Here is a 22,967-nt window from a genome sequence, read left to right as displayed (position 1 = left end):
TTTTTTTTCATTGCGGTAAACCTTCCTGGCAAAATGGAAAAGATTGATTAAGAATTTATTTAACAGACATTTTAAACCATTGCCTGTAAACCGCCCCAGCCGGACGGCAAAAATTATTATTGCCGTTTATATTTAATTGACACTTTTTTTTCATTGCGGTAAAACGTCCTGGCAAAATGGAAAAGATTAATTCAGAATTTATTTAACAGACATTTTAAACCATTGCCTGTAAACCGTCCCAGCCAGACGGCAAATGTTGTTATTGCCGCTTATTTAATTGACACTTTTTTTTCATTGCGGTAAAACGTCCTGGCAAAATGGAAAAGATTAATTCAGAATTTATTTAACAGACATTTTAAACCATTGCCTGTAAACCGTCCCAGCGGGACGAATCATGGGTAGCCAATTTGTAATTGGCGTATCGTTCCGTAGGAACGTTTGGTGTTTTTTTATACAATCCTTTGTTTCTAAACCCGATAGAGCGGAATAGCCCGCAGCGCAGCGAGGAATATAAGCGATAGCGGGGCTGCTGTTTGAGAAGAACTACTGCATGTTCATTTTCAAATAATTACGTGTTTTTAGTCATTTCTACATAAAACCACCCCGCCTTTCAGGCACCCCTCCGTGGGAGGGGAATTATAAAGCACTAAAAATCAGCAACATTTATTAAAAAAATCTTTTCTATTAATTAAAAAATTTTTACCTTTGCAGTCCCTAAATAGGGGAAAAAGGAGATAATTAATTAATGGCTAAAAAACAAGTAGCAGAAAAAGAATTAGCAGCAAAAACAGCTGAACTTCAGGGAGAAGGCGGACGCCTGACTGAAAAAGAAACGATTGAATCAGAAGCTGATTCAGTTTCGATCGAATCTATTAAATCATCATTAGCAACACCAACCGAAGATTTCGATTGGGATGCAGATGAAAAAGTTTTCGGTAATTACAATGATGCAGACCGTAAAAAGTTTGAAGACATGTATGCCGGAACCTTCAATCAGATCACTAAAGGTGAGATCATCAGCGGTATTGTTGTTTCAATCAACAACAAAGATGTAGTATTAAACGTAGGTTTCAAATCAGACGGTTTAGTTTCTACTTCAGAATTCCGTGATACACCGGATCTTAAAATCGGCGATTCAGTTGACGTTTTCGTTGAAGCACCAGAAGATGCTAACGGTCAATTGATCCTTTCCCGCAAAAGAGCAAAAACCCAAAGATCATGGGAAGCTATTAACGAGGCTCTTGAAAATGATAGAATCATCAACGGTTTCGTTAAGAGCCGTACTAAAGGTGGTTTAATTGTTGATATCATGGGCGTTGAGGCTTTCTTACCAGGATCTCAAATTGATATTAAACCTATCCGCGATTACGATGTATACGTGGGTAAAACAATGGAATTTAAAGTTGTTAAAATTAACCATGAGTTTAAAAACGTTGTAGTTTCTCATAAAGTGTTAATTGAAGACGATTTAGAAAGCCAAAAAGTAGAGATCGTTTCTAAATTAGAAAAAGGTCAGGTATTGGAAGGTACTGTTAAAAACATTACTGATTTCGGTGTGTTCATCGATTTAGGTGGTGTTGACGGTTTACTTCACATTACAGATATTTCTTGGGGCCGCATAGAGCATCCAAAAGAAGTATTATCATTAGATGAAAAAATCAACGTGGTTGTTTTAGATTTCGATGATGAGAAAAAACGTATCGCTTTAGGCTTGAAACAATTAACTCCACACCCTTGGGAGAACTTAAGCACTGACATCCAGGTTGGTTCTAAAGTAAAAGGAAAAATCGTAACTGTTGCAGATTATGGTGCTTTCTTAGAAATTATCCCAGGTGTTGAAGGTTTAATCCACGTTTCTGAAATGAGCTGGTCGCAAAACTTAAGAAATCCACAAGAATTCTTAAAAGTGGGTGATGAGATCGAAGCTGAGGTTTTAACTTTAGACAGAGACGAGCGCAAAATGAGCTTAGGTATTAAACAATTATCTAACGATCCATGGCAAGAAGTTGCTGCTAAATTCCCGGTTGGAAGCAAGCACAAAGCAACTGTTAAAAACATGACTAACTTCGGCGTTTTTGTTGAAATCGAAGAAGGTATCGATGGATTAATCCACATCTCTGACTTATCTTGGTCTAAAAAAGTAAACCACCCTAACGAATTCACTAAAGTTGGTGATGTATTAGACGTAGTTGTTTTAGAATTAGACGTTGATAACCGTAAATTAAGTTTAGGTCACAAACAATTGGAAGAAAACCCTTGGGATACTTTCGAAACGATCTTCACTTTAGATTCGGTTCACCAGGGTACAGTTGTTAAAGTAACTGATAAAGGTGCTGTTATTGCTTTACCATACGGTGTAGAAGGTTTCGTACCAACTAAACACATGGTTAAAGAAGATGGTACTTCGGTTAAAGCTGAAGAAACCAATGACTTCAAAATCATTGAATTCAATAAAGAAGCAAAACGTATCGTAGTATCTCACGCCCGTATCTGGGAAGAGGTTAAAGCTGAAGCTGTTGCTGAAGAAAGAGCAACTAAGAAAAAAGAAGCTAAAGCTGCTGTAACTGCGGTTAAAAAAGTTAAAGATTCTGTAGAGAAATCTACTTTAGGAGACTTAGACGTATTGGCTCAATTGAAATCGCAATTAGAAGGCGAAGAAAGCAAAGCTAAAAAAGGCTAGTTCTTTTTAACTGATCATATTAATCCCGATAGCGAAAGTTATCGGGATTTTTTTTTGACCTATTTTTTTGCCACCTGCTTATCATTCAGCCACGGAAACACGGAGTACACGGATTTTCTCCATGAATCGTCATTGCGAGAAGGCTTTTTCTGCCGACGAAACAATCTTTTTTGCCTTTCTTTTTATCAGAGAGGAAATTCGCGACCTGAGCTTATATTTTCTTAAATGCCTTATATGGTCAATCATCATTAGAAAACGAAAGCAACTGCTTATCGGTAACCTCTGCCCCGCTATTCGTTCAATCTTTTTGCAGCTTCTGTCATGCTGAGGCACGAAGCATCTCTTTCATAGGTTTCAGATGCTTCGTACCTCAGCATGACAGCATATTTTAGGGACGCTACAAACAAAAAGGATTTCACTGCTATCGGGTTTATGTAACAAAGTAATTCGTCCTGCCAAACCTTTTCCTTTCAACCGCCTATAATTACTACTTTTGAAAAGCGTAACCTAGTCTTTTCAGCATGAGAAAAATTATCCTTTTGTTTCTAATAACTATTTCCTTCAAACTTTCGGCACAGGAAATTAATATTATCCCTCAACCTGTTGCTATTAAATCAGACCAAAAAGCACAACCTTTTAAAATAGATATTACGACCAGTTTTTATGCAGATTTTGGTGCGACCAGTTCAATTAGTTTTTTAGATGATTACCTGAATAAATACTATAATTTAAAACTGAAATGGTTCAAAAACCCTGACATTAAAAGAAAAAACATGATCAATGTGATCATTGATAAAGGAGTAACAAAAGCAGATCAATATCAATTAAAGGTAGATCAAAATAACATTACCATTACCGCCGGATCAGACACCGCTGCTTTTTATGGCATCCAAAGTTTAATACAATTATTGCCAACATCAAAATCTACTACTTTAAATGTTCCAGCTGTTGAAATTACTGATTATCCCCGTTTCAATTACCGTGGCATGCACCTTGATGTAAGCCGTCATTTTTTCGATGTAGCCTTTGTAAAACAATACATCGATTATTTAGCGTTGCATAAAATGAATTATTTCCATTGGCATTTAACCGATGACCATGGCTGGCGGATCGAAATTAAAAAATACCCAAAACTAACCGAAATTGGCGCATGGCGTAATGGAAGCATTATTGGTTTATGGCCGGGAAAAGGAAATGAAAATATAAAATATCAGGTATTACCAACAGAAGTCAAAATTACGCCAAAAGATGCCGTACTCCAAACAGATGGCATTAAACATGGCGGCTATTACACACAGGAACAGATTAAAGAGGTAATAGATTATGCTGCTAAACGTTACATCACCATTATTCCAGAAATTGAAATGCCTGCGCACAGCATGGCTTTACTAGCTGCTTACCCCGAACTAGGTACCGAGCCCAATAAAAAATACGAAGTTGCCCAAACCTGGGGGATGATGAATAAATACAATAATGTATTGCAAGCTTCGGATACCACATTTAAATTCCTGGAAAACGTATTAACCGAAGTAATGGATTTATTTCCATCGCCATACATCCACATTGGTGGTGATGAAGCTTCGAAAATATGGTGGAAAAAATCTGCCGTTTCGCAAGACATAATGAAAGCCAACGGATTGAAAAACGAAAGTGAGCTGCAAAGTTATTTTATCCGCAGGATGGAAAAATTTGTAACCAGCAAAGGCAAAACCATTATCGGTTGGAACGAAATTTTACAGGGCGGTTTAGCGCCAAATGCAGTGGTGATGAGCTGGCAAGGGGAAAAAGGTGGCGTTGAAGCTGCGAAACAGCAACACAAAGCCATTATGACACCAGAAATTAAAATGTATTTTAACCATGCTCAATTTGTAAAAGAAGATAGTTTAACTGCGAATAAATTTTCGCCTTTAATTGATGTATATAACTATGAACCTATACCAGCTGAACTCACTGCCGAACAGGCCAAATATATTTGGGGTGGTCAAGGCTGTTTATGGAGTGAATACATTACCAATCCGGCAAAGGTGCAATATTTACTTTTCCCAAGGTTGGATGCACTGAGTGAAATTTTATGGAGTCCGAAAGAAAAACGTAATTATCCTGATTTTCAAAAAAGGCTTAAAACACAGTTCAAACGTTATGATTTAATGGAAATTACCTATTCGAAAAGATATTTAGAAAATTAGTGAATGAGTTGCTTAGCCACCTGCACCTGATAAGCACCCGGTGTAATGCCTACGATCTTTTTAAATGCCCTGATAAAATAATTAGCATCGTTAAAACCAAGTTCATAACTTATTGAAGCAACTTTTGCGCCGGGTTGGGTTAGTAAAATTTTGGCCTTGTTAATTTTTTCAGCCAGGATGAAATCGTTAGGACTAATGCCAAGTTCGCGTTTAAACAACCGATAAAATGTTGCCTTGCTCATGCAGGCTTTATCACTCAAACTATTAATGCTGATCTTTTCGTTCAGGTTTGATTTAATATAGTTCAGCACAAAAGCCAATGGATTTTGATTGAGGTTATAACTTTCATCGCTGATCGTTTTAAGATTCTGGGTTTGCATAATCCGCACCAGCAATTCTTTTAAGGTTAAATCAGCCAGTACATCCTTTTCTTTTGTACGTTCGGAGCAGATGCGGATGACTTTATTAATGAGGTAAGCAATTTCTTCATTGTTATAGAAATGGTATTCATCGTAATTTAACAGCCACTTTTCATTGCTTCCTTCTTTTGGGAAAAATTCGTTTAAGTAAGCAATTGTTTTTTGAATCTGTTCCTGATCAATAGCCAAAGCAATACATTGTGTCGGGTTCAGACTGGTAGCTTCCGGAAAATCAATTTCCATAGTAACGGATGGAGGAACAATAACGGTTTGACCAGGAAAATAATCAAATCCCGCTTTATCGAACAGATGCATCACCTTTTTCCCCCTCAGCATACTCGTAATCACAAAATCGTTAAAAGTAAGGGGAACTTTATAAGATTGGGTATAGGTTTCGAAAACATTTAATTCGCAGCGCTCTAAAGTATAGGAAGTTCTGTTCTCTACCAAAGTCTTTAAGGTTTCCGAAGCGCTGAGCTTTACCTGATCCAATGTATGTTGCATAAACCGAAATAATTTTGGTTAGACTTATTTACTATAATCAAATATAACGATTTCCATCTTTTTAAACCGTCATCCCTAGTGTCTATTATCCTGCTAAATACGACAATCCCCACTAACTGAGCACCAAGATCGGTACTGCTTCAGGATGCTTACATAACCTGAAACGATAATGCTACCGATTGATCCGATTATCCTATCTGTTCCGCCCGCTTTGCCATTAGGTTTGTATTAACCAAATCTTATTACCACAAAAATCATGATGAGCAATCCCACTAAAATCCTATGTCTAATCCTGCTCATGGTGACTTTTAAAATTTAATCATCAATAATAATTATGGAAAATTTAATTGAAAAACCATCATTCAAATCCCATTACGATAACTATATCGGTGGAAAATTTGTAGCACCGGTTAAAGGCGCCTATTTTGACAATATATCACCGATTGATGGCAAGGTATTTACAAAAGCAGCCCACTCTACCAAAGAAGATTTAGAACTGGCGGTAGATGCTGCGCACGAGGCATTTAAAACCTGGAGCAAAACTTCTTCTACTGAAAGAAGCATCATTTTGAACAAAATAGCTCAGCGCATGGAAGATAACCTCGAATACCTGGCTACTGTGGAGACCATTGATAATGGAAAAGCCGTTAGGGAAACCTTAGCTGCCGATTTACCATTAGGAGTAGACCACTTCAGGTATTTCGCAGGCGTGATCCGCGCAGAAGAAGGTTCGCTATCAGAACTGGACCATAACACCGTTTCGTTAATTGTACACGAACCAATTGGTGTAGTGGCACAGATCATCCCCTGGAACTTCCCACTTTTAATGGGCATCTGGAAACTGGCCCCTGCCCTGGCAGCCGGAAACTGCGTGGTGTTAAAACCTGCGGAAAGTACGCCAATCTCCATTATGGTATTGATGGAACTAATCGGCGATTTACTACCTCCGGGTGTGGTTAATGTGGTAAACGGTTTTGGCGCAGAACTTGGTCGTGCACTGGTTACCAATCCTAAAGTTTCTAAAGCGGCATTTACAGGCTCTACCCCTACCGGAAGATTGGTAATGCAATATGCTACTGAAAATATTATTCCGGTTACCTTAGAGTTGGGTGGAAAATCGCCTAATATCTTTTTCAGCTCGGTAATGGCCGAAGATGATGCCTTTTTAGATAAAGCGGTAGAAGGTGCGGTAATGTTTGCTTTAAACCAGGGCGAAATCTGTACCTGCCCGTCACGTTTATTGATCCAGGAAGATATTTACGAAAAATTTATTGCAAAAGTGATCGAGAGAACTGAAGCGATAAAAATCGGAAGTCCGCTGGATAGAACGGTAATGATGGGTGCACAAGCTTCGAAAATTCAATATGAAAAAATTGCCCAATACATTAAATTAGGTAAAGAAGAAGGTGCCGAAGTGTTAACAGGCGGAGAAGTAAACGAATTACCCGGCGAACTTGGAGGTGGTTATTATATTAAACCAACCATTTTTAAGGGGCATAACAAAATGCGGATTTTCCAGGAAGAGATTTTCGGTCCTGTATTGGCCGTAACCACTTTTAAAACCGTTGAAGAAGCGATCGAAATTGCAAATGATACATTATATGGTTTAGGCGCAGGTGTGTGGACACGCGATGCCCATGAGCTTTACCAGGTGCCCCGCGCCATCCAGGCAGGCCGTGTTTGGGTAAACCAGTACCACGCTTATCCTGCAGGTGCTCCATTTGGTGGTTATAAACAATCGGGTGTAGGTAGGGAAAATCATAAAATGATGCTGGGCCATTATCGTCAGACTAAAAACATGTTGATTTCTTACGATAAAAATAAATTGGGTTTCTTTTAGTTAGTTTGAATGAGGGGCTGTGTTATAAATACAAAATTGTCATTATGAAAATTCTGTCTTAGCTAAAACATTGTATTTGTGATGACAGTTTGAGGGGATATCGTCATTCCCAACTTGATTGGGAATCCTAATGCAATACGCTTTAAGATTCCCGCCTGCGCGGGAAAGACGACCGCACTTGGAATCTGGCATTACTCAACATCTTTCTAAAAACCACATTTCAAACCTAAAAAAACCAATATGGTAGAGCGAATAGATAGCACAGATAAAGCCAAAGAACTGATTGCAGTATTGAAAGAAAAGCATGGCGAATTGATGTTTTATCAGGCTGGTGGTTGTTGCGAGGGCACACAACCACAATGTTTCGAAAAAGGAGGCTATTACATGCGGATGCGTGATGTTTGTTTGGGTGAAGTAGAAGGTTGCGAATTCTGGGTAGACAGGGATCTTTTCGAATATTGGAAATTCTCGCACTTTACCTTAGATGTGCTGGATGGATTTGGCGTAGGTGGTTTTTCTTTAGAAACACCATTGCAAAAAACATTCAAAATACATTACCGCTTATTTACAGAAGAAGAATTAAAAGATTTAACTCCTGTTAAAACGGCGGAGTAATTGTTGTTTATTTGGTTTAAACAGAAGCCAGCCTGGAGAAATCCGACTGGCTTTTTTTGGATAAATGCCAAATTCGTCATTGCGAGAAGGTACAACGAAGCAATCTTAAGGCGTACGCTGGTAGCGATCGTTGTAAGATTGCTTCGTTGGCTGAAAAAGCCGCCTCGCAATGACGACTTTTCTTCCTGCTTTTAAAAATAAATGCAATCTTTGCGTTTAAAACAAAATCATGCGTAAACTACTTGCCGTCCTTTCTACCATCATTACCATATTTGCCATTAAAGAAGCGGTATATGTTTTCATGTCTACCGAGCCGGATATGGTTAAGCAAAAACCCATTCTGATTATAATTGCCCTAAGTATTTGTATCCCTTTAATTTTGCTCTCACTATGGTTATGGTCGCCGGGCAGAAAGAAAAACGATCAACAAAACTAAGTGTAAAACTTACTTTTCAACTCGGGTGTTGGCACCCAACAACTCTCCTGTTTGCCCCACCACTTATAACGTTTTTTAGCTATAATATCGTAAAACCAATCGCGGATAAATTTTGGAACAATATAAAAAGCATATAACAGCGGAAATAGTCCGCTGAGTTTTTTAGCGATGCGTAATGCTGCCGATGATTTAGTATAAAGCTTTCCATTTTCCAGTAATAAAATGGTATTCAATTTTTGAAGATCGACATATTGAGGCAATATTTCTTTAGCATAATCTCCCTGTAGTGCTGTAAACTTAAAATGATTTTTTTTATCGCGCTCAATAACAAACTGTACCGAAGCACTGCATAAATTGTAAACGCCGTCAAAAAAGATTACCGGTTGAGCCATAACATAAAATTAGCCATTACAGTTGCAATAAAAATCAGTTTTATGTATTATTCCTATTTATTTGATGCGTTTATTGGCGATAAAACAGATAATCCTGTACATTAGCTTTTGGTTAATCAAGCTTAATATGCATGTATATTTCAATAAACAATAAGCTGTTTTTAAAAGAAGACGCCAATATTTCGGTGGCAGACCTATCTATCCAAAGAGGTTATGGAATTTTCGATTTCCTGAAAACGATCAACAACAAACCCATTTTTATACAGGATTATTTTAATCGTTTTTATCACTCGGCCAAAGAAATGAACCTGGAAGTGGAACTTAACCGCGAACAGCTTCATGAGGCAATCCTTAAATTGATCGAAAAAAACAACATTCCAAATTCGGGCATCAAAATTATCCTTACCGGTGGCTTTTCGGAAGATGGTTATACGATGGTAAAACCAAATCTGATCATTATCCAAACGCCTTTAAATATTATCGAAAGTGAAATCAGCAAAGCACTCGCCCTGGTGAGTTATAACCACCAGCGGCAAATACCACAGGTAAAAACGATCGATTATTTACAGGCCATCCGTTTGCAAAAGTTTGTTAAGGAAAGCGATGCCGACGACCTGCTTTACCATAACAATGGCAAAGTAAGGGAATGCCCGAGGGCAAATTTTTTCATTGTGACCAACAGCGAGATTATTACTGCGAAAGATGAAATTTTACATGGCATTACCAGGAAGAAAATTTTAAGTCTGGAAATTTCGGGTTATACTTTTGTAGAACGGGATTTTACTTTAGATGAGGTGTACAATGCCAAAGAAGCTTTCATCAGCAGTTCTACAAAAAATGCCTTTCCTGTTAATAAAGTCGATGGAAAATTGATCGGTGATGGAAAAAGTACCATTACGAGGTTAATCAATGATAATCTTTTAAAGCTAATTGAACTCGACCAGAACAATTGAAACAGTGGGTTTTTACCCTTAATAAATGCAGAAAACCTGCCACCTAAACCGGATGGAAACGGCAGCTCCCGATTGAAAATTGGGACTAAAATGTACAGCCGGACTAACCTTAAGATGAGAAACTGAGCTTGCTTTCCAAAATTTAAGCTAAAAGACAAATTAAGCTGAAAGCAGAAAGACCAAAGCTTAAAGAGGATTAAATGGGAGTCTGTAGTTTTTCAACTTTAGTCTTTTTGCTTTATCCTTTCTGCTGCTCCAAAAAATTTATTTTACGCATTACGTTTTGATAAAGAACAATTTAACAATGAAACCCGAAAACAATCCACATACCACTTTCCAACCTTAAAACATTTTTATATATTTGCCCAATCCTTCTTCAATGCAAAAGAAAACACTTCTTGACGGACAAAAAATTCAGATTACAATTAAGAGGCTTTGCCATCAATTAATTGAAAACCACGACGATTTCGCGAATACCGTTTTAATTGGCATCCAGCCGAGGGGTATTTTTTTGGCAGACCGCATCCACCAGGAGCTCGAACAGATTCTTAAAAACAAAAAAATATTAAAGGGAAACCTTGATATTACATTTTTTAGAGATGATTTCCGCCGTAAGGATGGTTTGGTTACCGCCAGCAGCAACTCGATCGATTTTATTATTGAAGGCAAAAAAGTAATCTTAATTGATGATGTACTTTGGACAGGCAGAACCATCAGGGCGGCACTTGATGCCTTGCTTGCATACGGCCGACCAGAGAAAGTGGAACTTTTGGTTTTGATAGACCGCAGGTTTAGCAGGCATTTACCTATCGAACCCGATTACATTGGGCATCAGGTAGATAGCTTAAATTCGCAACAGGTAAAAGTAACCTGGGCAAGCGAAGGAAGTGAAGACAAAGTGATTTTAATATCGGAAAACAATAAATAAAAATGGCAGCAGAAAAACTATCAACCCGACATCTTTTAGGCATTAAAGATATTAACCGGAATGATATCGAATTGATTTTCGAAACTGCAGATAATTTCAAGGAAGTGATTAACCGACCGATTAAAAAGGTCCCTTCGCTCCGCGACATTACCATTGCCAATATTTTCTTCGAAAACTCTACCCGTACCAAACTTTCGTTCGAACTGGCTGAAAAAAGGCTTTCGGCAGATGTGGTCAATTTTGCAGCTTCATCATCATCGGTAAGCAAGGGCGAAACGCTGATTGATACAGTAAACAACATCTTATCAATGAAAGTTGATATGGTGGTGATGCGACACCCCTATGCCGGTGCAGGTCAGTTTTTAAGTAAACACGTAAAAGCACAAATTGTAAATGCAGGCGACGGTGCGCACGAGCACCCTACACAGGCTTTACTAGATGCTTTCTCGATCCGCCAGAAACTAGGCGATGTGGCAGGCAAAAAAGTAGTGATTGTAGGCGACATCCTGCACTCGCGTGTAGCCATCTCTAACATCCTTTGTTTACAGCGTTTAGGTGCAGAGGTTATGGTTTGCGGACCTACAACCTTAATTCCTAAACACATCCATCAACTTGGAGTAAAGGTTGAGCACAACCTTATTAAAGCACTGAACTGGTGCGATGTAGCCAATATGCTCCGTATCCAGTTGGAGCGTCAGGACATTAAATATTTCCCCTCATTAAGGGAATACGCCATGATGTATGGCTTAAACAAACAGATCTTAGATAACCTCGATAAAGAAATTGTTGTGATGCACCCAGGCCCCATTAATCGTGGTGTAGAGATTACCAGCGATGTGGCCGACAGCAAACAATCTATCATTTTAGAGCAGGTAGAGAATGGAGTTGCGGTGAGAATGGCAGTGCTGTATCTATTGGCAAGCCAGGGGTAGTTAGGTTCAATCGTTCATTGGTCAATGGTTTATTAGTGCAGAGTCCATAATCTAGCATCTTGCCAAAAGGACTAAGTCCAGCGTCTTTTTAGAAATGCATTGGTAAATAGTCCATTGCTAATAGTCTATGGCAATTAACCAGTTTATATGATTGACCAGTTAACCCTTCTACTAGATTGCTTTGTTGGCTGAAAAGCCGCCTCGCAATGACAGATGCGGCGGTACCAAAGAACTATTGACGAATGAACCAATGAACCCTTATCGGATGCGGCGGTGCTAATGACAACTGAACCAATGAACCTCATCATTTTTCAACATTCGTCTACTCCCTAATACCAAACCAAAAATCCAATCGTTAATTTGTGTTATTAACAGATGTTAATTACTTATGTTGATAAGCTATGATACTATCTTTAATTTAGTACCAACCATATTTGAAACCAATGCAGAAAAAATACTTACTAATTCCGCTACTTTTAGCTGGAAGTTTTAGCACTTACGCTCAGGTTAGCGCAGTGCAGAACCTCAACAAAAACTATCAAACGGGCTTAGAATTATTAGACAAAGAGAAATACACTGCAGCTGCACAACAGTTTAAACTTGTTGAGCTGCAACGTTATAAACCTTCTACCCAAACGGAAAGCAATGCCGAATTATCTTTACTTAAAGAGAATGCAAAATTCTATGCGGCTGTTTGCGCACTGGAGTTAACCAACAGTGATGCCGAAAGTTTATTTCAGGCATTTATCCGCGATTATCCTTTAAATCCGAACACCAAACTGGCTTACTTTTACGTTGGAAAAACTTATTTCAACCAGAAAAACTATAAAAAGGCTTTAGAATGGTTCGAAAAAACAGATCCTTCCTCACTTTCTGCAAAGCAGCGGAACGAGTACCAGTTTAAACAGGGTTATGCTTATTTTGAGTTAAAAGATTACGAAAAAGCAGAGCCTTTATTCGAAAAAGTAAAAAAAGAGGAAGGCGATTTTCAGGAAAGTGCTACTTACTACTTTGCCTACATCAATTATTTAAATAAAGAATATAAAACAGCTCTTGCTAATTTCGAAAAGTTAAAAGGCTCTCCTACTTACGAGGCAAGTTATCCATATTACATCACTTCGATGTACTATTTAGATGAGCGTTATGATGATGTAATCAGCTATGCTTTGCCTGCCATGCAAAAAACCAAACAACAGTTCGAGCCCGAAATGTTGAGTTTGGTTGCAGCATCGTACTTTGCAAAATCTGAATTCAAAAATGCTGAAAAGTATTTCGCCGAGTATTACGCAAAAGATAAAAGCGAAACCAAAAACAACCTCTTCATTTACCAATACGGTTACTCTTTATTTCAGAATAAAAAGTACAAGGAATCGGTTAGTGTTCTAGAAAAACTGAATAACGACGATATTTACCTGCAAAACGGTATGCTTACCCTGGGTAAGGATTTTATCCAGTTGGGCGACAAACAAAAAGCACAAAGTGCATTTTTCAGGGCTTCGCGTTTAAGTTTTGATAAAGTGATCCAGGAAGAAGCATGGTTAAATTATGCCAAATTAAGCTACGAACTTGAGTTTCACCAGCAGGCTTTAGAGGCCACACAGGGTTTCTTAAAAGCCTTCCCTAAATCGCGCAAAATTAATGAAGCGAAAACTTTACTGGGCGAGGTTTTATTAACAACCAAAAATTACCAGGCCGCTGTAGATATTTTAGAGCCTATTCCTGATAAAACATTGGAGGCTAAAGAAGCCTACCAGAAAGTAACTTATTTCCGCGGATTAGAGTTTTATAACGAAAGGGCTTTTCCTAATGCATTATCGATGTTCTTACGTTCCGAAAAATTTGCAGAAGATAATGAAATTAATGCCTTAAATACTTACTGGAAAGCAGAATCGATGTACGAACTACGCAAGTTCGGCGAAGCGGTTAGTACTTTCGAGAAATTTCTGAAAATGCCAGATGCCGATAAAACCGGTGTTTACAATTTCGCGAATTATGCGTTGGCATATGCCGCTTTTGAAGATGAGAAATACAGCAAAGCAGCCAACTATTTCGAAAAATTCCTGGCTGGTAACGATAAGGATCAGAAAACAATTGATGATGCTACCATCCGTTTAGCCGATTCATATTTCGTAAATAAGAATTATGGTGATGCGATGGCCAATTATAATAAAATTATCAGCCGCAAAACCACTTCTGAAGATTACGCGACTTTCCAAAAAGGAATGATTCAGGGTTTGGAAAATCAATATGATGCAAAAATTGCAACCATGCAAAGTTTGTTAAATGCCTTTCCAAATTCAAACTACGCAGATGATGCCGGTTTCGAAACAGCCTATACTTATTTCAATAAGGGCGATTTTGATAAATCTAAATCAGACCTTGTTGCCTTAGTAGCAAAATATCCACGCAGTAGCTACGTAGCTAAAGCATTGGTAACTATCGGCTTGGTACAGTACAATCAGGATCAGGACGATGCAGCGTTAGAATCGTTTAAAAAAGTAATCCGCGATTATCCAACTGCTGATGAAGCTAAACAGGCAATGGAGTCCATCAAGAATATCTATGTAGACCGTGGCGATGCAAATGGCTTCATTGCTTATGCAGCTACTACCCCACTTGGAAATTACTCTGGCTCTGAGCAGGATAACATCGTTTTTGCCGCAGTTAATAATACCTATTTAAAAGGCGATGCTAATGGCGCATTCCAGGCGGTAAATGCCTATTTTGATAAATTCCCGAAAGCGAACCATGAGAAAGAAGCTAAATTTATCAGGGCAGAATCGTTGGTTAAATTAGGTCGCCCGGATGAGGCCATTGCTGATTATGAATTTATTTTAAACGATTGGACCAGCGATTACACCGAGCGCTCACTGGTAAGTATTTCTCAACTGTTTTTAAACCAGAAGAAATATAACGAAGCCATTGTTTACCTGAAAAGATTAGAAACAACCACCGATTACAAATCGCATTATAGCTTTGCCATCAACAACCTGTTAAAGGCTTACACCGCTTTAAACATGCCTGATGACATGCTTAAATATGCACAGTTGACCAAAGAATCGGAAAAAGCATCAGAGGAAGAAAAAAACAGTTCGAGTTTATTCTCAGGTAAAGCCTATCTGTTAAAAGGCGATACGACCACCGCTATTAAAGAGTTTAAAAATGTGGTGGCCAAAACAAAAACCATTGCCGCTGCCGAAGCGAAGTACAACCTGGCTTTATTAGAATACAATAAACGTGATTTCAAAACTTCATCAAAAACCTGTTTTGATCTGATCAACAACATGGCCGCTTATGATTATTGGGTAGCAAAGGCATTTATTCTTTTATCTGACAATTATGTTGCCCTGAAAGACAATTTACAGGCTAAGAGCACACTTCTAAGTATAATTGATAATTACGACGGCAAGGATGATATCATCCCTACAGCCAAAGAAAAACTAGAAAAACTAAACCAGAAGAAGTAGCATTATGAAATCGATTAAATATATATATAGTTCACTGTTTTTTTTAGCTGCTGGATTAATGACTGCTCAGGCGCAGGATAAAAAGGCCGATGAAAAAGGTGTTGTAAACGAAGAGATTGAAGTGGTACGTCCGTATAAACCCATTTTGGCTGAGGCGGTGAAGTTAAGAAGGAGTCCGAATCTGGATGACGTTAAAACCTATAAAGCAAAACTGAACTACAGCATTTTAGATAGAAAACTAGAGTTGAACAGCGATATCCAAAAGTTACAGGCACAGGCCCTTGCCGAAGAAAAAGCAAGTATATTGGTTAATAATTATGTTAAAGGTGCATTCGGCTCGCTGGCTACACTTTTAGGCGAAGCTTATTTTAACACTGGCAAAGACGAAGGTTTACAGCTTGGAGGCTATTTCAAACACTTTAGTCAGGAAGGTAAGCTGAACAAGCAGAACAGCAGCAACCAGCAGTTAAGCGTTTTTGGACGGAGCATTTTAGATCAGAATACCGTTAGTGGTAAAATTAGTTTTGAGCGTAACGGTACTTATTTTTATGGTATAGATGATACCAGACCACTACTAAACCCTAATCCTGATAAACAAGCCTTAACCACTATCGAATTGGAAGGTGAACTGGTAAAAAACTTTACGGAAGATGAAGATGCTTTCAGTTATGCTTTAAAAGCCAATGGCTATATCTGGAACGATAAGTTTAGTGCTAAAGAAAACTACCTGAGTTTAAACGGTTATGTGAACAAACGCATTAATTCATTAAACCTTGGCCTGGCTGCTTCAACCGAATTCGGAAATAGCAAAGATGCTTTAACGAGCGTTGGCAATAACTTGTTGCGTTTAAACCCATATATCCGCCTGCAGGTTAAAGGCGCTAAAATTACAGCCGGAATTAATTTTGTACAGGAATTTGGTGCGGTAAGCAGCTCTAAAATATTCCCTGCGGTTACCGCCGATTTCACTTTAATCCCTGATTATTTACAGGTTTTTGGAGAAGTTAAAGGTGATGTAAACAGAAACTCGTTAAAAGGCTTTACCGATGAAAACCCATGGTTAAACAGCAATGCTGTGATTAAAAATACGGTAGAGAAATTAAGCTTTAGTGCAGGTATTAAAGGTACCGGTGGTCCGGGTTTTGGTTATAAAGCACGTGTATATGTAAAGCAGTTTGATGATATGCCATTGTTCGTTAACAACTTTACTGATTTTAATAAGTTTGACGTGATCTATGATTTCGGTAAAACCAAATTGACAGGTGTAGAAGGCGAAATTTCAGTTCAGGTTAGCGACGCCTTAAAATGGACTGGTAAACTAAACCTTGATGATTGGAAGCCTGCTTCTGAAACCTACTCTTGGTTTAAACCAGGTTTAAAAGTAAGCTCCAACTTTGTATATACCTACAACAAAAAACTAAGTTTTAATGCAGGTGTAGTGATTCAGGATGACGTAAAAGCAAAAGTAAACATTGCCAACCCGGTTCCTGCCTCACAATACGTCATTCCGAATCCAGCCATAGAATCGATTGTTACGGTTAAAGGTTTTGTAGATTTAGGTCTGGGCGCAGATTACAGGATCAATAATAAATTCTCTGTTTTTGCTAAAGCAAACAATATCCTAAATAAAAACTATAGTAGATTTTTGTACTATCAGGCAAACGGATTTAATATTTTCGGAGGGTTGACTTATTCTTTTTAAAATAAAGAGAATCCGAAGCCTTGCTTAAACTGAAAAACCTCCGATAAAATCGGAGGTTTTTTTATGGATTCATTTTAGCTTGTTTGATTACTGCGATCGTCACCCTGAATTTATTTCAGGGTCTATCTTGCAGGAACGATGCTGAAATAACTTCAGCATTTTACTTATCGGTTGGTGTCGCACCGACCGAAACCTAATACAGTTGCACAAAATAGAATAAGTTATCTTCCTGGTCAGTGAGTCACTGACCAATAGAAAAGTAATTATCTTTCAATTTGCAAACTTTGTGCACTAGCGTTTTTACTGATTTTTTTATATTAGGGAAATGTACTCTTGTGCCTTGATGCTAAAATAATTGATCAAGAAGACGCTTTTTTACTTAGTGGCTTTAATAACGATAAAATAAACCCTTAAAAAACGCTCCTATGAAAATATTTAATGTAAAGCCCATCATTGTAAATGAATACATCTATAATGATGAATATCTGGAAGAAAGCAAAACATCCAGGAATTATCAGTCTGGCTTTGAAATTACTGGAGAGAAGGTTGAATCGTTAAATACAATTTTTATTAAGTTTAATATTCTTTATTGTGTAGAACATCAAGAAGATGAAGAAAACATTGTTACGCCCATTAGTCCAAGCAGCTGGAACATACAGGTTTCATTTACAATAGGTGAAGAAGAATTTATCTCTTTTAAAAGTTCATGTCAGTTTAATTTTGAAAGTGAAGGTTTTGATGCTGATGTAGTTTCATTAATTGAATTTTTAACGGATTATCAGGCGCATACCAAATCATTTTTTAGTCAGTACGGATATAAACCTTTAATACCAATAGAGGAAGAAACACGTATATTGCTCACCTTAAAGGCTGAGGCCGAGTTAGCTATTGAAAACTTGCGTGCGAATAATATGTATGATTTTTAACGCTACTGCTTCAACTATAAAACTGCTCTTATCTTGCAAGGAACTTTGATTTTACCTATCGGTTGGTGTCCCACCGACCAATAGAGATGAAGGTATTTTGATTCCCGCTGATTTCGCAGATCACCGCAGAATTTCTTGCATCTTCTATTAGTTAACCACAAAGGACGCAGAGAATAGGGCGCAAGGAGCGCCAAGTTGGATGTATAAATTATTTTCGTCCATATCATCCATCGTACATTTTCCATTTTACATCATTCCTTTCCCTCACTTATCCCACCACACCCTCGCCGTAAGCACATCCCCGCCAACTATCCTGGCCACCGCATCTTTATAATTCTGCGGGTTGTTCAGAATTTCTGTAGAGAGGTAAATCAGGCGCCTTGGTATGGTGCCATTGGTTACGTTGCCCTTGTAATTTACCGGAACAAGTTTAGGGTAACCGCTTCTTTTCCAGTTTAACCAGGCCTCAATAAAATTAAAATTGGTTCCAGTGGTTACCCAATATTGCGTATTGATGGCATTTAACGAATTTGTTGTACTTGTCTCGTCAAGTGGGTTTTGATTCACAAAGTCAATAATTTTATTGGCATCAACCGCAGCCAGGGGATCCAATTGGGCTAACGATTGGATGGCTCCTGTTAATCCATTGGTATAATGCAGTTTTGCAGTTCCATCCACATTCCAGCCTCTTACTTTTGCCTCGGCGAGTAAAAATTCGATTTCGGCATAAGTTAGGATAAAAATCGGTCCACTCAATTTGAGGTACATTCCGGTGCGTGGCCTGGAGTATTTACCCAATGGTGCAAAATCACTTCCGGTACCTGTGCCGCCCGGATAATCTGGCGAACGGCTAATATCGGTAATCCCGCCCTGCAGGTCATACCCATTTGGCATGCCCAATTGAATGATGGCTTCGCTGTTCCCAGTGAGGTTTTGATCTGCATTTTTTGCCAGTCCATCTTTCGGTATTTCGCCGATAATACCCAGCCTTGGGTCGTTGGTATTTTTTAACTGATCGATCAAAGTTTTACTCCACCGAACTTCCAGGTAGTCAGAATAGGTGCGTAAGGCCAACGAAGTACCATTCTGACTGTTAAAAGAAGAAGCATCGGTTAACAGTATTGCATTATCATTAATGCTTTGAAAAGTTTTACCTACAGCTTTTTCCGTCCAGATCCTCGCTTTTTCTGGATCCACTTTGGTTAAGCGCATGGCAATCCGGACCATTAAAGAGTAGCCAAACTTTTTCCACTTGTTAATATCACCTTTGTAAAAAAGATCGGCGGTTGGTAAAGGTTTGTCCGCATCAAGTTGTTGGATAGCAGCATCAAGATCATCCAGCATCGCTGTATAAATATCTTCCTGACGATCGTAAACCGGATATTTAATGCCCTGCATGGCTTTAACCGCCTGGCTATAGGGCACATCGCCGTAAGTATCAGTAATCCGTTGCAAAATCAGCACAAACATAATATCACCTATGGCAATCAGGTTTTGATAAGCTACTGGATCTTTTAACCTGGCCAGACGTTGCATTTCCCTGATATAAGAGGCATCCATATAACCTTCATCAAAAAGACGACCCTGATAATCGGTAAAACTGCCAACATTGATATATTTATCGCCATTGTTATAATAATAATAGGTTGAGGCCAGCAGTTGCATCATGGTACTCTGATACAGCAACTGATAATAACCCAAATTGGCATATTTTAACTGCGCCTGCGAAAGCAAGCTATTCGGATCGTAATTGTTTTCGGTAAGTTTGGTAGGGTCTGTATTGATATCATCCAGCTTGGCTTTTGAACAACTGCCCAGTAAAAGCAATAAGAATATGCCGGTTATACAAAAATTCTTCATCAGCACCTATTTAAATTTAAAGTTAAAATTGATCCCAAATGTCCGCGTTGCAGGCAACGAAGCCCCCTCTATCCCGGCATAACCCAATGTGGGCGAAAACTCCGATTCAGGGTCTACATTTTCACTGTATTTAAGCAAAGTAAGCAGATTTCGCGCGACCAGATCAATCCCTATGCTGCTAAAAGGAGTTCTTTTTAAATAACGCGGATTTACAGTATAACCTAATGTGGCCTGCCTTAACTTAATAAAACTGCCGTTGAGCACCGATAATGCCGAAATATTGGTGGCCAACACGGGATAATAGGCATAAGCAGGTACATTAATGGTATTTTTTTGTCCATTCTCCAATACGCCATCAGCCACGATGCCGGTTTCCCGGTCTACCAAAGTGGCTTTATTTAAACCCTGTACATAACTATAATAAGCCGTTGCTGATAAGATTTTATTGCCAAAACGGTAATCGATCAAAAAAGAGAAACTAAACTGCTTGTAATTAAAACTGTTGGTAATGCCTCCATATAAAGTGGGCATGGTACCGCCCATAGGGATAAAATTACCCCGTTTGGGTATGCCATCTGATCCGATGATTACATTTCCATTGGCATCGCGTAAATAATCGTAAGCCATAATCTGCGTAATCGGTTTGCCTACCACCAGCGCTGTATTGGCATTTAAAGGCCGGTAAGTGCCTGTTAGTGTATAGTTGCTATTGCCATCGATGGAGAGCAGTGTATTTTTCACCTTGGTCATGTTCAGGTTAACCTGCCATTTTGCATTTTGGGTGAGGATCGGTGTATAACCCAAAGCCAGCTCTATCCCTGTATTTCGGGTCTCACCCAGGTTAACATAGGCGGAAGTAAAACCAGTGGTAACCGACTGCTTGGCATTGATAATTTCGTTGTGGGTAAGGCGGTTAAAATAGGTAAAATCGATATCCAAACGGCTGTTGAAAAGCTTAAGATCAAGGCCAGCCTCAATTTCGTTCAACGTGAAAGGTTTTAAATTGTAATTGGGCAAATCACCTGAAAAACCGCCTACCGGAACACCATTTACCTGATTATCTACGGTATAATAAATCTGCGTGCTGTAGGGTACAATAGGTTCGCCGCTGGTTTTGGCAAAATCGAGCCTTAACTTACCAAAATCCAGCCCTTTTATTTTCAAAAGATCAGAAAAGATAAAACTGCCAGATATGCCAGGTACAAATATGCCGCGGTTATTAGCAGGCAGGGTTGAATAAATATCATAACGGCCCGTAACCGAGAAATTAAGAAAACGTTTATAACTAAGGTCAGCGGTGTAATAAGCAGATTCGGTTACTATTCTCGATACGCCCAGCGTTTTTGTACTGGTGATGAGGTTTTCCGGAACGTACAGGTAAGGAATTTTAAACTGTGAGCCAACAAGTTTTTCATTTGTACCCCTCCTATTGCGGTAATTTGCACCCAAAGAAAGTTCGAAGCTTAGTTTATTACTGAGATCGTGTGTGGCGCTCAATAAAATATCGCTGTTCAGTTCTGAAGTATGATTTTGATTGTAGGCATTTATTCCGCCCTGTCTGTTAACCGAAAAAGCCGTTCCGGTAGGCAAAATACTCACCACCTCATCTTTGCTTGAATCGTAACCAATTCTACCTTGAAGCGATGCCCAACTGGCCAGCTGATATTTTAATACTGCCGAGGTGATATAACGATTCCTGGTAGCATAATCAGCCTGTTTATTCATTAAAAAGTATGGATTGGTTTTATATTCATCCGGATTCCAACGGGTTTCGAAACCCGTTTCTGCATCAAAACCGGGTGCCAGGATCGATTGATCCAAACTTGTAGCCAAGGCCGAAATTCCGTAATTGGCATTCAGTGGCCCGTCGCTCAAATAGCTTTTGTTCTTATTATTTTCGTAAATATAATTTCCGGTGAGGCTAAGCGATAGCTTATTACTTAAAGCTAACGTACCATAAAAATTAAAGGTTTTACGGTTTAAAGCACTATTGCTCAGTAACGAACTGTAATCTAAATTGGAGGCCGAAACCCGATAATTATTCTGGTTATTGCCGCCAACAAGCGATAACGTATTAATAAAAGCCGGAGCTGTGCGGTAGAAAGTTTGAATATTGTTTTTAATGGGAGCATAAGGACGCATAGTACCATCCACCTGTAGACTTGGCTTTCCGTCCATTACTTCTCCCCAGCTCAATAAACTGGTCGAAATGGCATTATATTGATCGGTAGGCCGTTTATTCTGCGCCCCCTGACCATAGGTATATTGAAAATCGGTAGTATTTACGGGAACATCAAAAGACAAATTGGTATTATATTCCAGTTTGGCCCTCGCATTTTCTCCTCCACTTTTCAGGTTAATGAGGATCACGCCATTGGCAGCCCTTGCACCATATAGTGCCGAAGCAGCAGAGCCTTTCAATATCGTAATGGTTTCAATATCATCTGGATTGATGTTGCTGATGCCATCACCATAATCAGCCCCCCCATACTCATTTGCACTGCCCCTGATGCTGTTATCAATGGGTACACCATTCACAATAAACAATGGAGAGGCGGCAGTCATGCTCGAAACCCCACGGATCAGTACCCGTGCAGCAGATCCGGGCCCACCGTTTACACCGGTAATGTTAAGTCCTGCTACCCTGCCCTGCAAGGCCATAATCATATTGCTTTCCCTGGCCTTTGCAATGGAAGAACCTTTTATAGTTGTTAAGGCATAACCTACTTTTCGATTATCTTTTTCGATACCCAGCGCTGTAATCACTACCTCTTTTAAAAGATGTACGCTATCAGCAGTCAATTTACCTTCAACATTTTTTCTGATTACAATCAGGTTGTTGGGCAGTACCGAATAAGTAAAACCACTGTTCAGCAGCAACTGTTCGATTACTTTTAAGGCTTCTTCGTCTTCTACTTTAACCGATACGCGGTGTTTGGGAATTTTGGATTCGCTGTAGGCAAAATGATAAACAGTTTGTTGCTGTATACTTTCGATTACCTGTTCGAAACTGGCTTCGTTGAAATTTAGGCTTACTTTGGTTTGCGCATGTACACACAGCGGAAAAATTAATCCAATTAACAATATGATCCGCTGCACAAAATTCATGGCAACAAATATACATGGC

15 protein-coding genes are annotated in these 22,967 nt (G+C 38.9%); 11 read left to right on the top strand and 4 right to left on the bottom strand.

Going from position 1 to position 22,967, the window contains the following annotated elements:
• The first annotated feature begins 745 nt into the window (after positions 1-745).
• Positions 746-2,680, top strand: a complete 1,935-nt coding sequence (rpsA, locus tag U859_RS0117745; protein WP_025144672.1) for a 30S ribosomal protein S1 — start codon at positions 746-748, stop codon at positions 2,678-2,680.
• 521 nt (positions 2,681-3,201) lie between these two features.
• A complete protein-coding gene (locus U859_RS0117740) occupies positions 3,202-4,866 on the top strand; it encodes a beta-N-acetylhexosaminidase (protein ID WP_025144671.1) in 1,665 nt (554 codons plus the stop codon).
• Here the strand turns inward: U859_RS0117740 and U859_RS0117735 are convergent.
• Complete coding sequence (locus U859_RS0117735; RefSeq protein ID WP_025144670.1) at positions 4,863-5,789, bottom strand: helix-turn-helix domain-containing protein; 927 nt, start codon at positions 5,787-5,789, stop codon at positions 4,863-4,865. The two genes, U859_RS0117740 and U859_RS0117735, sit on opposite strands and share 4 nt — an antisense overlap.
• A 334-nt stretch (positions 5,790-6,123) precedes the next feature.
• Between U859_RS0117735 and U859_RS0117730 the strand changes: the two genes are divergently transcribed.
• The 3 genes from U859_RS0117730 (at position 6,124) to U859_RS0117720 (ending at position 8,680) form a co-directional block, all read left to right on the top strand.
• A complete protein-coding gene (locus U859_RS0117730; RefSeq protein WP_025144669.1) occupies positions 6,124-7,629 on the top strand; it encodes an aldehyde dehydrogenase family protein in 1,506 nt (501 codons plus the stop codon).
• A gap of 240 nt (positions 7,630-7,869) precedes the next feature.
• Positions 7,870-8,244 (top strand): DUF779 domain-containing protein, encoded by a 375-nt coding sequence (locus tag U859_RS0117725; RefSeq protein ID WP_025144668.1) that lies wholly within the window; start codon positions 7,870-7,872, stop codon positions 8,242-8,244.
• Positions 8,245-8,473: 229 nt separating this feature from the next.
• Entirely contained in the window at positions 8,474-8,680 is a 207-nt protein-coding gene (locus U859_RS0117720; protein WP_025144667.1) for a hypothetical protein, read from the top strand.
• On the opposite strand, the gene U859_RS0117715 is transcribed toward U859_RS0117720, so the two are convergent.
• A complete protein-coding gene (locus U859_RS0117715) occupies positions 8,677-9,072 on the bottom strand; it encodes a thiol-disulfide oxidoreductase DCC family protein (protein WP_025144666.1) in 396 nt (131 codons plus the stop codon). The two genes, U859_RS0117720 and U859_RS0117715, sit on opposite strands and share 4 nt — an antisense overlap.
• A gap of 131 nt (positions 9,073-9,203) precedes the next feature.
• On the opposite strand from U859_RS0117715, the gene U859_RS0117710 reads away from it, so the two are divergent.
• The 6 genes from U859_RS0117710 (at position 9,204) to U859_RS0117685 (ending at position 17,980) form a co-directional block, all read left to right on the top strand.
• The gene (locus U859_RS0117710) at positions 9,204-10,025 is read left to right on the top strand and encodes an aminotransferase class IV (protein ID WP_025144665.1); all 822 of its coding nucleotides are present in this window, start codon (positions 9,204-9,206) and stop codon (positions 10,023-10,025) included.
• A gap of 379 nt (positions 10,026-10,404) precedes the next feature.
• Entirely contained in the window at positions 10,405-10,953 is a 549-nt protein-coding gene (gene pyrR / locus U859_RS0117705) for a bifunctional pyr operon transcriptional regulator/uracil phosphoribosyltransferase PyrR (protein ID WP_025144664.1), read from the top strand.
• 2 nt (positions 10,954-10,955) lie between these two features.
• Positions 10,956-11,885: an aspartate carbamoyltransferase catalytic subunit gene (locus U859_RS0117700; RefSeq protein ID WP_025144663.1), complete on the top strand. Its 930-nt coding sequence runs from the start codon at positions 10,956-10,958 to the stop codon at positions 11,883-11,885.
• A 443-nt stretch (positions 11,886-12,328) separates the two neighbouring features.
• Positions 12,329-15,352: a tetratricopeptide repeat protein gene (locus U859_RS0117695; protein ID WP_025144662.1), complete on the top strand. Its 3,024-nt coding sequence runs from the start codon at positions 12,329-12,331 to the stop codon at positions 15,350-15,352.
• A gap of 4 nt (positions 15,353-15,356) precedes the next feature.
• Complete coding sequence (locus tag U859_RS0117690) at positions 15,357-17,054, top strand: TonB-dependent receptor (RefSeq protein WP_025144661.1); 1,698 nt, start codon at positions 15,357-15,359, stop codon at positions 17,052-17,054.
• Positions 17,055-17,479: 425 nt separating this feature from the next.
• The gene (locus U859_RS0117685; protein WP_025144660.1) at positions 17,480-17,980 is read left to right on the top strand and encodes a hypothetical protein; all 501 of its coding nucleotides are present in this window, start codon (positions 17,480-17,482) and stop codon (positions 17,978-17,980) included.
• Positions 17,981-18,244: 264 nt separating this feature from the next.
• Here U859_RS0117685 and U859_RS0117680 read toward each other — a convergent pair whose 3' ends face one another.
• Both U859_RS0117680 and U859_RS0117675 read right to left on the bottom strand, forming a co-directional pair.
• Positions 18,245-19,840 (bottom strand): SusD/RagB family nutrient-binding outer membrane lipoprotein, encoded by a 1,596-nt coding sequence (locus tag U859_RS0117680; protein WP_025144659.1) that lies wholly within the window; start codon positions 19,838-19,840, stop codon positions 18,245-18,247.
• Positions 19,841-19,846: 6 nt separating this feature from the next.
• Positions 19,847-22,948 carry a SusC/RagA family TonB-linked outer membrane protein gene (locus tag U859_RS0117675; protein WP_025144658.1) on the bottom strand — a complete coding sequence of 1,034 codons (3,102 nt, stop codon included), beginning with the start codon at positions 22,946-22,948 and terminating at the stop codon, positions 19,847-19,849.
• Between the last annotated feature and the right edge of the window lie 19 nt (positions 22,949-22,967).

The organism is Pedobacter jeongneungensis, from assembly GCF_000633455.1.
Lineage (GTDB): Bacteria > Bacteroidota > Bacteroidia > Sphingobacteriales > Sphingobacteriaceae > Pedobacter > Pedobacter jeongneungensis_A.
This window is presented reverse-complemented; position numbering and strand designations above follow the sequence as displayed.

Bases quoted from the DNA above. Each gene is read 5' to 3' on its own strand.
- rpsA (WP_025144672.1), top strand. From the start codon at position 746: ATGGCTAAAAAACAAGTAGCAGAAAAAGAATTAGCAGCAAAAACAGCT.
- U859_RS0117740 (WP_025144671.1), top strand. From the start codon at position 3,202: ATGAGAAAAATTATCCTTTTGTTTCTAATAACTATTTCCTTCAAACTT.
- U859_RS0117735 (WP_025144670.1), bottom strand. From the start codon at position 5,789: ATGCAACATACATTGGATCAGGTAAAGCTCAGCGCTTCGGAAACCTTA.
- U859_RS0117730 (WP_025144669.1), top strand. From the start codon at position 6,124: ATGGAAAATTTAATTGAAAAACCATCATTCAAATCCCATTACGATAAC.
- U859_RS0117725 (WP_025144668.1), top strand. From the start codon at position 7,870: ATGGTAGAGCGAATAGATAGCACAGATAAAGCCAAAGAACTGATTGCA.
- U859_RS0117720 (WP_025144667.1), top strand. From the start codon at position 8,474: ATGCGTAAACTACTTGCCGTCCTTTCTACCATCATTACCATATTTGCC.
- U859_RS0117715 (WP_025144666.1), bottom strand. From the start codon at position 9,072: ATGGCTCAACCGGTAATCTTTTTTGACGGCGTTTACAATTTATGCAGT.
- U859_RS0117710 (WP_025144665.1), top strand. From the start codon at position 9,204: ATGTATATTTCAATAAACAATAAGCTGTTTTTAAAAGAAGACGCCAAT.
- pyrR (WP_025144664.1), top strand. From the start codon at position 10,405: ATGCAAAAGAAAACACTTCTTGACGGACAAAAAATTCAGATTACAATT.
- U859_RS0117700 (WP_025144663.1), top strand. From the start codon at position 10,956: ATGGCAGCAGAAAAACTATCAACCCGACATCTTTTAGGCATTAAAGAT.
- U859_RS0117695 (WP_025144662.1), top strand. From the start codon at position 12,329: ATGCAGAAAAAATACTTACTAATTCCGCTACTTTTAGCTGGAAGTTTT.
- U859_RS0117690 (WP_025144661.1), top strand. From the start codon at position 15,357: ATGAAATCGATTAAATATATATATAGTTCACTGTTTTTTTTAGCTGCT.
- U859_RS0117685 (WP_025144660.1), top strand. From the start codon at position 17,480: ATGAAAATATTTAATGTAAAGCCCATCATTGTAAATGAATACATCTAT.
- U859_RS0117680 (WP_025144659.1), bottom strand. From the start codon at position 19,840: ATGAAGAATTTTTGTATAACCGGCATATTCTTATTGCTTTTACTGGGC.
- U859_RS0117675 (WP_025144658.1), bottom strand. From the start codon at position 22,948: ATGAATTTTGTGCAGCGGATCATATTGTTAATTGGATTAATTTTTCCG.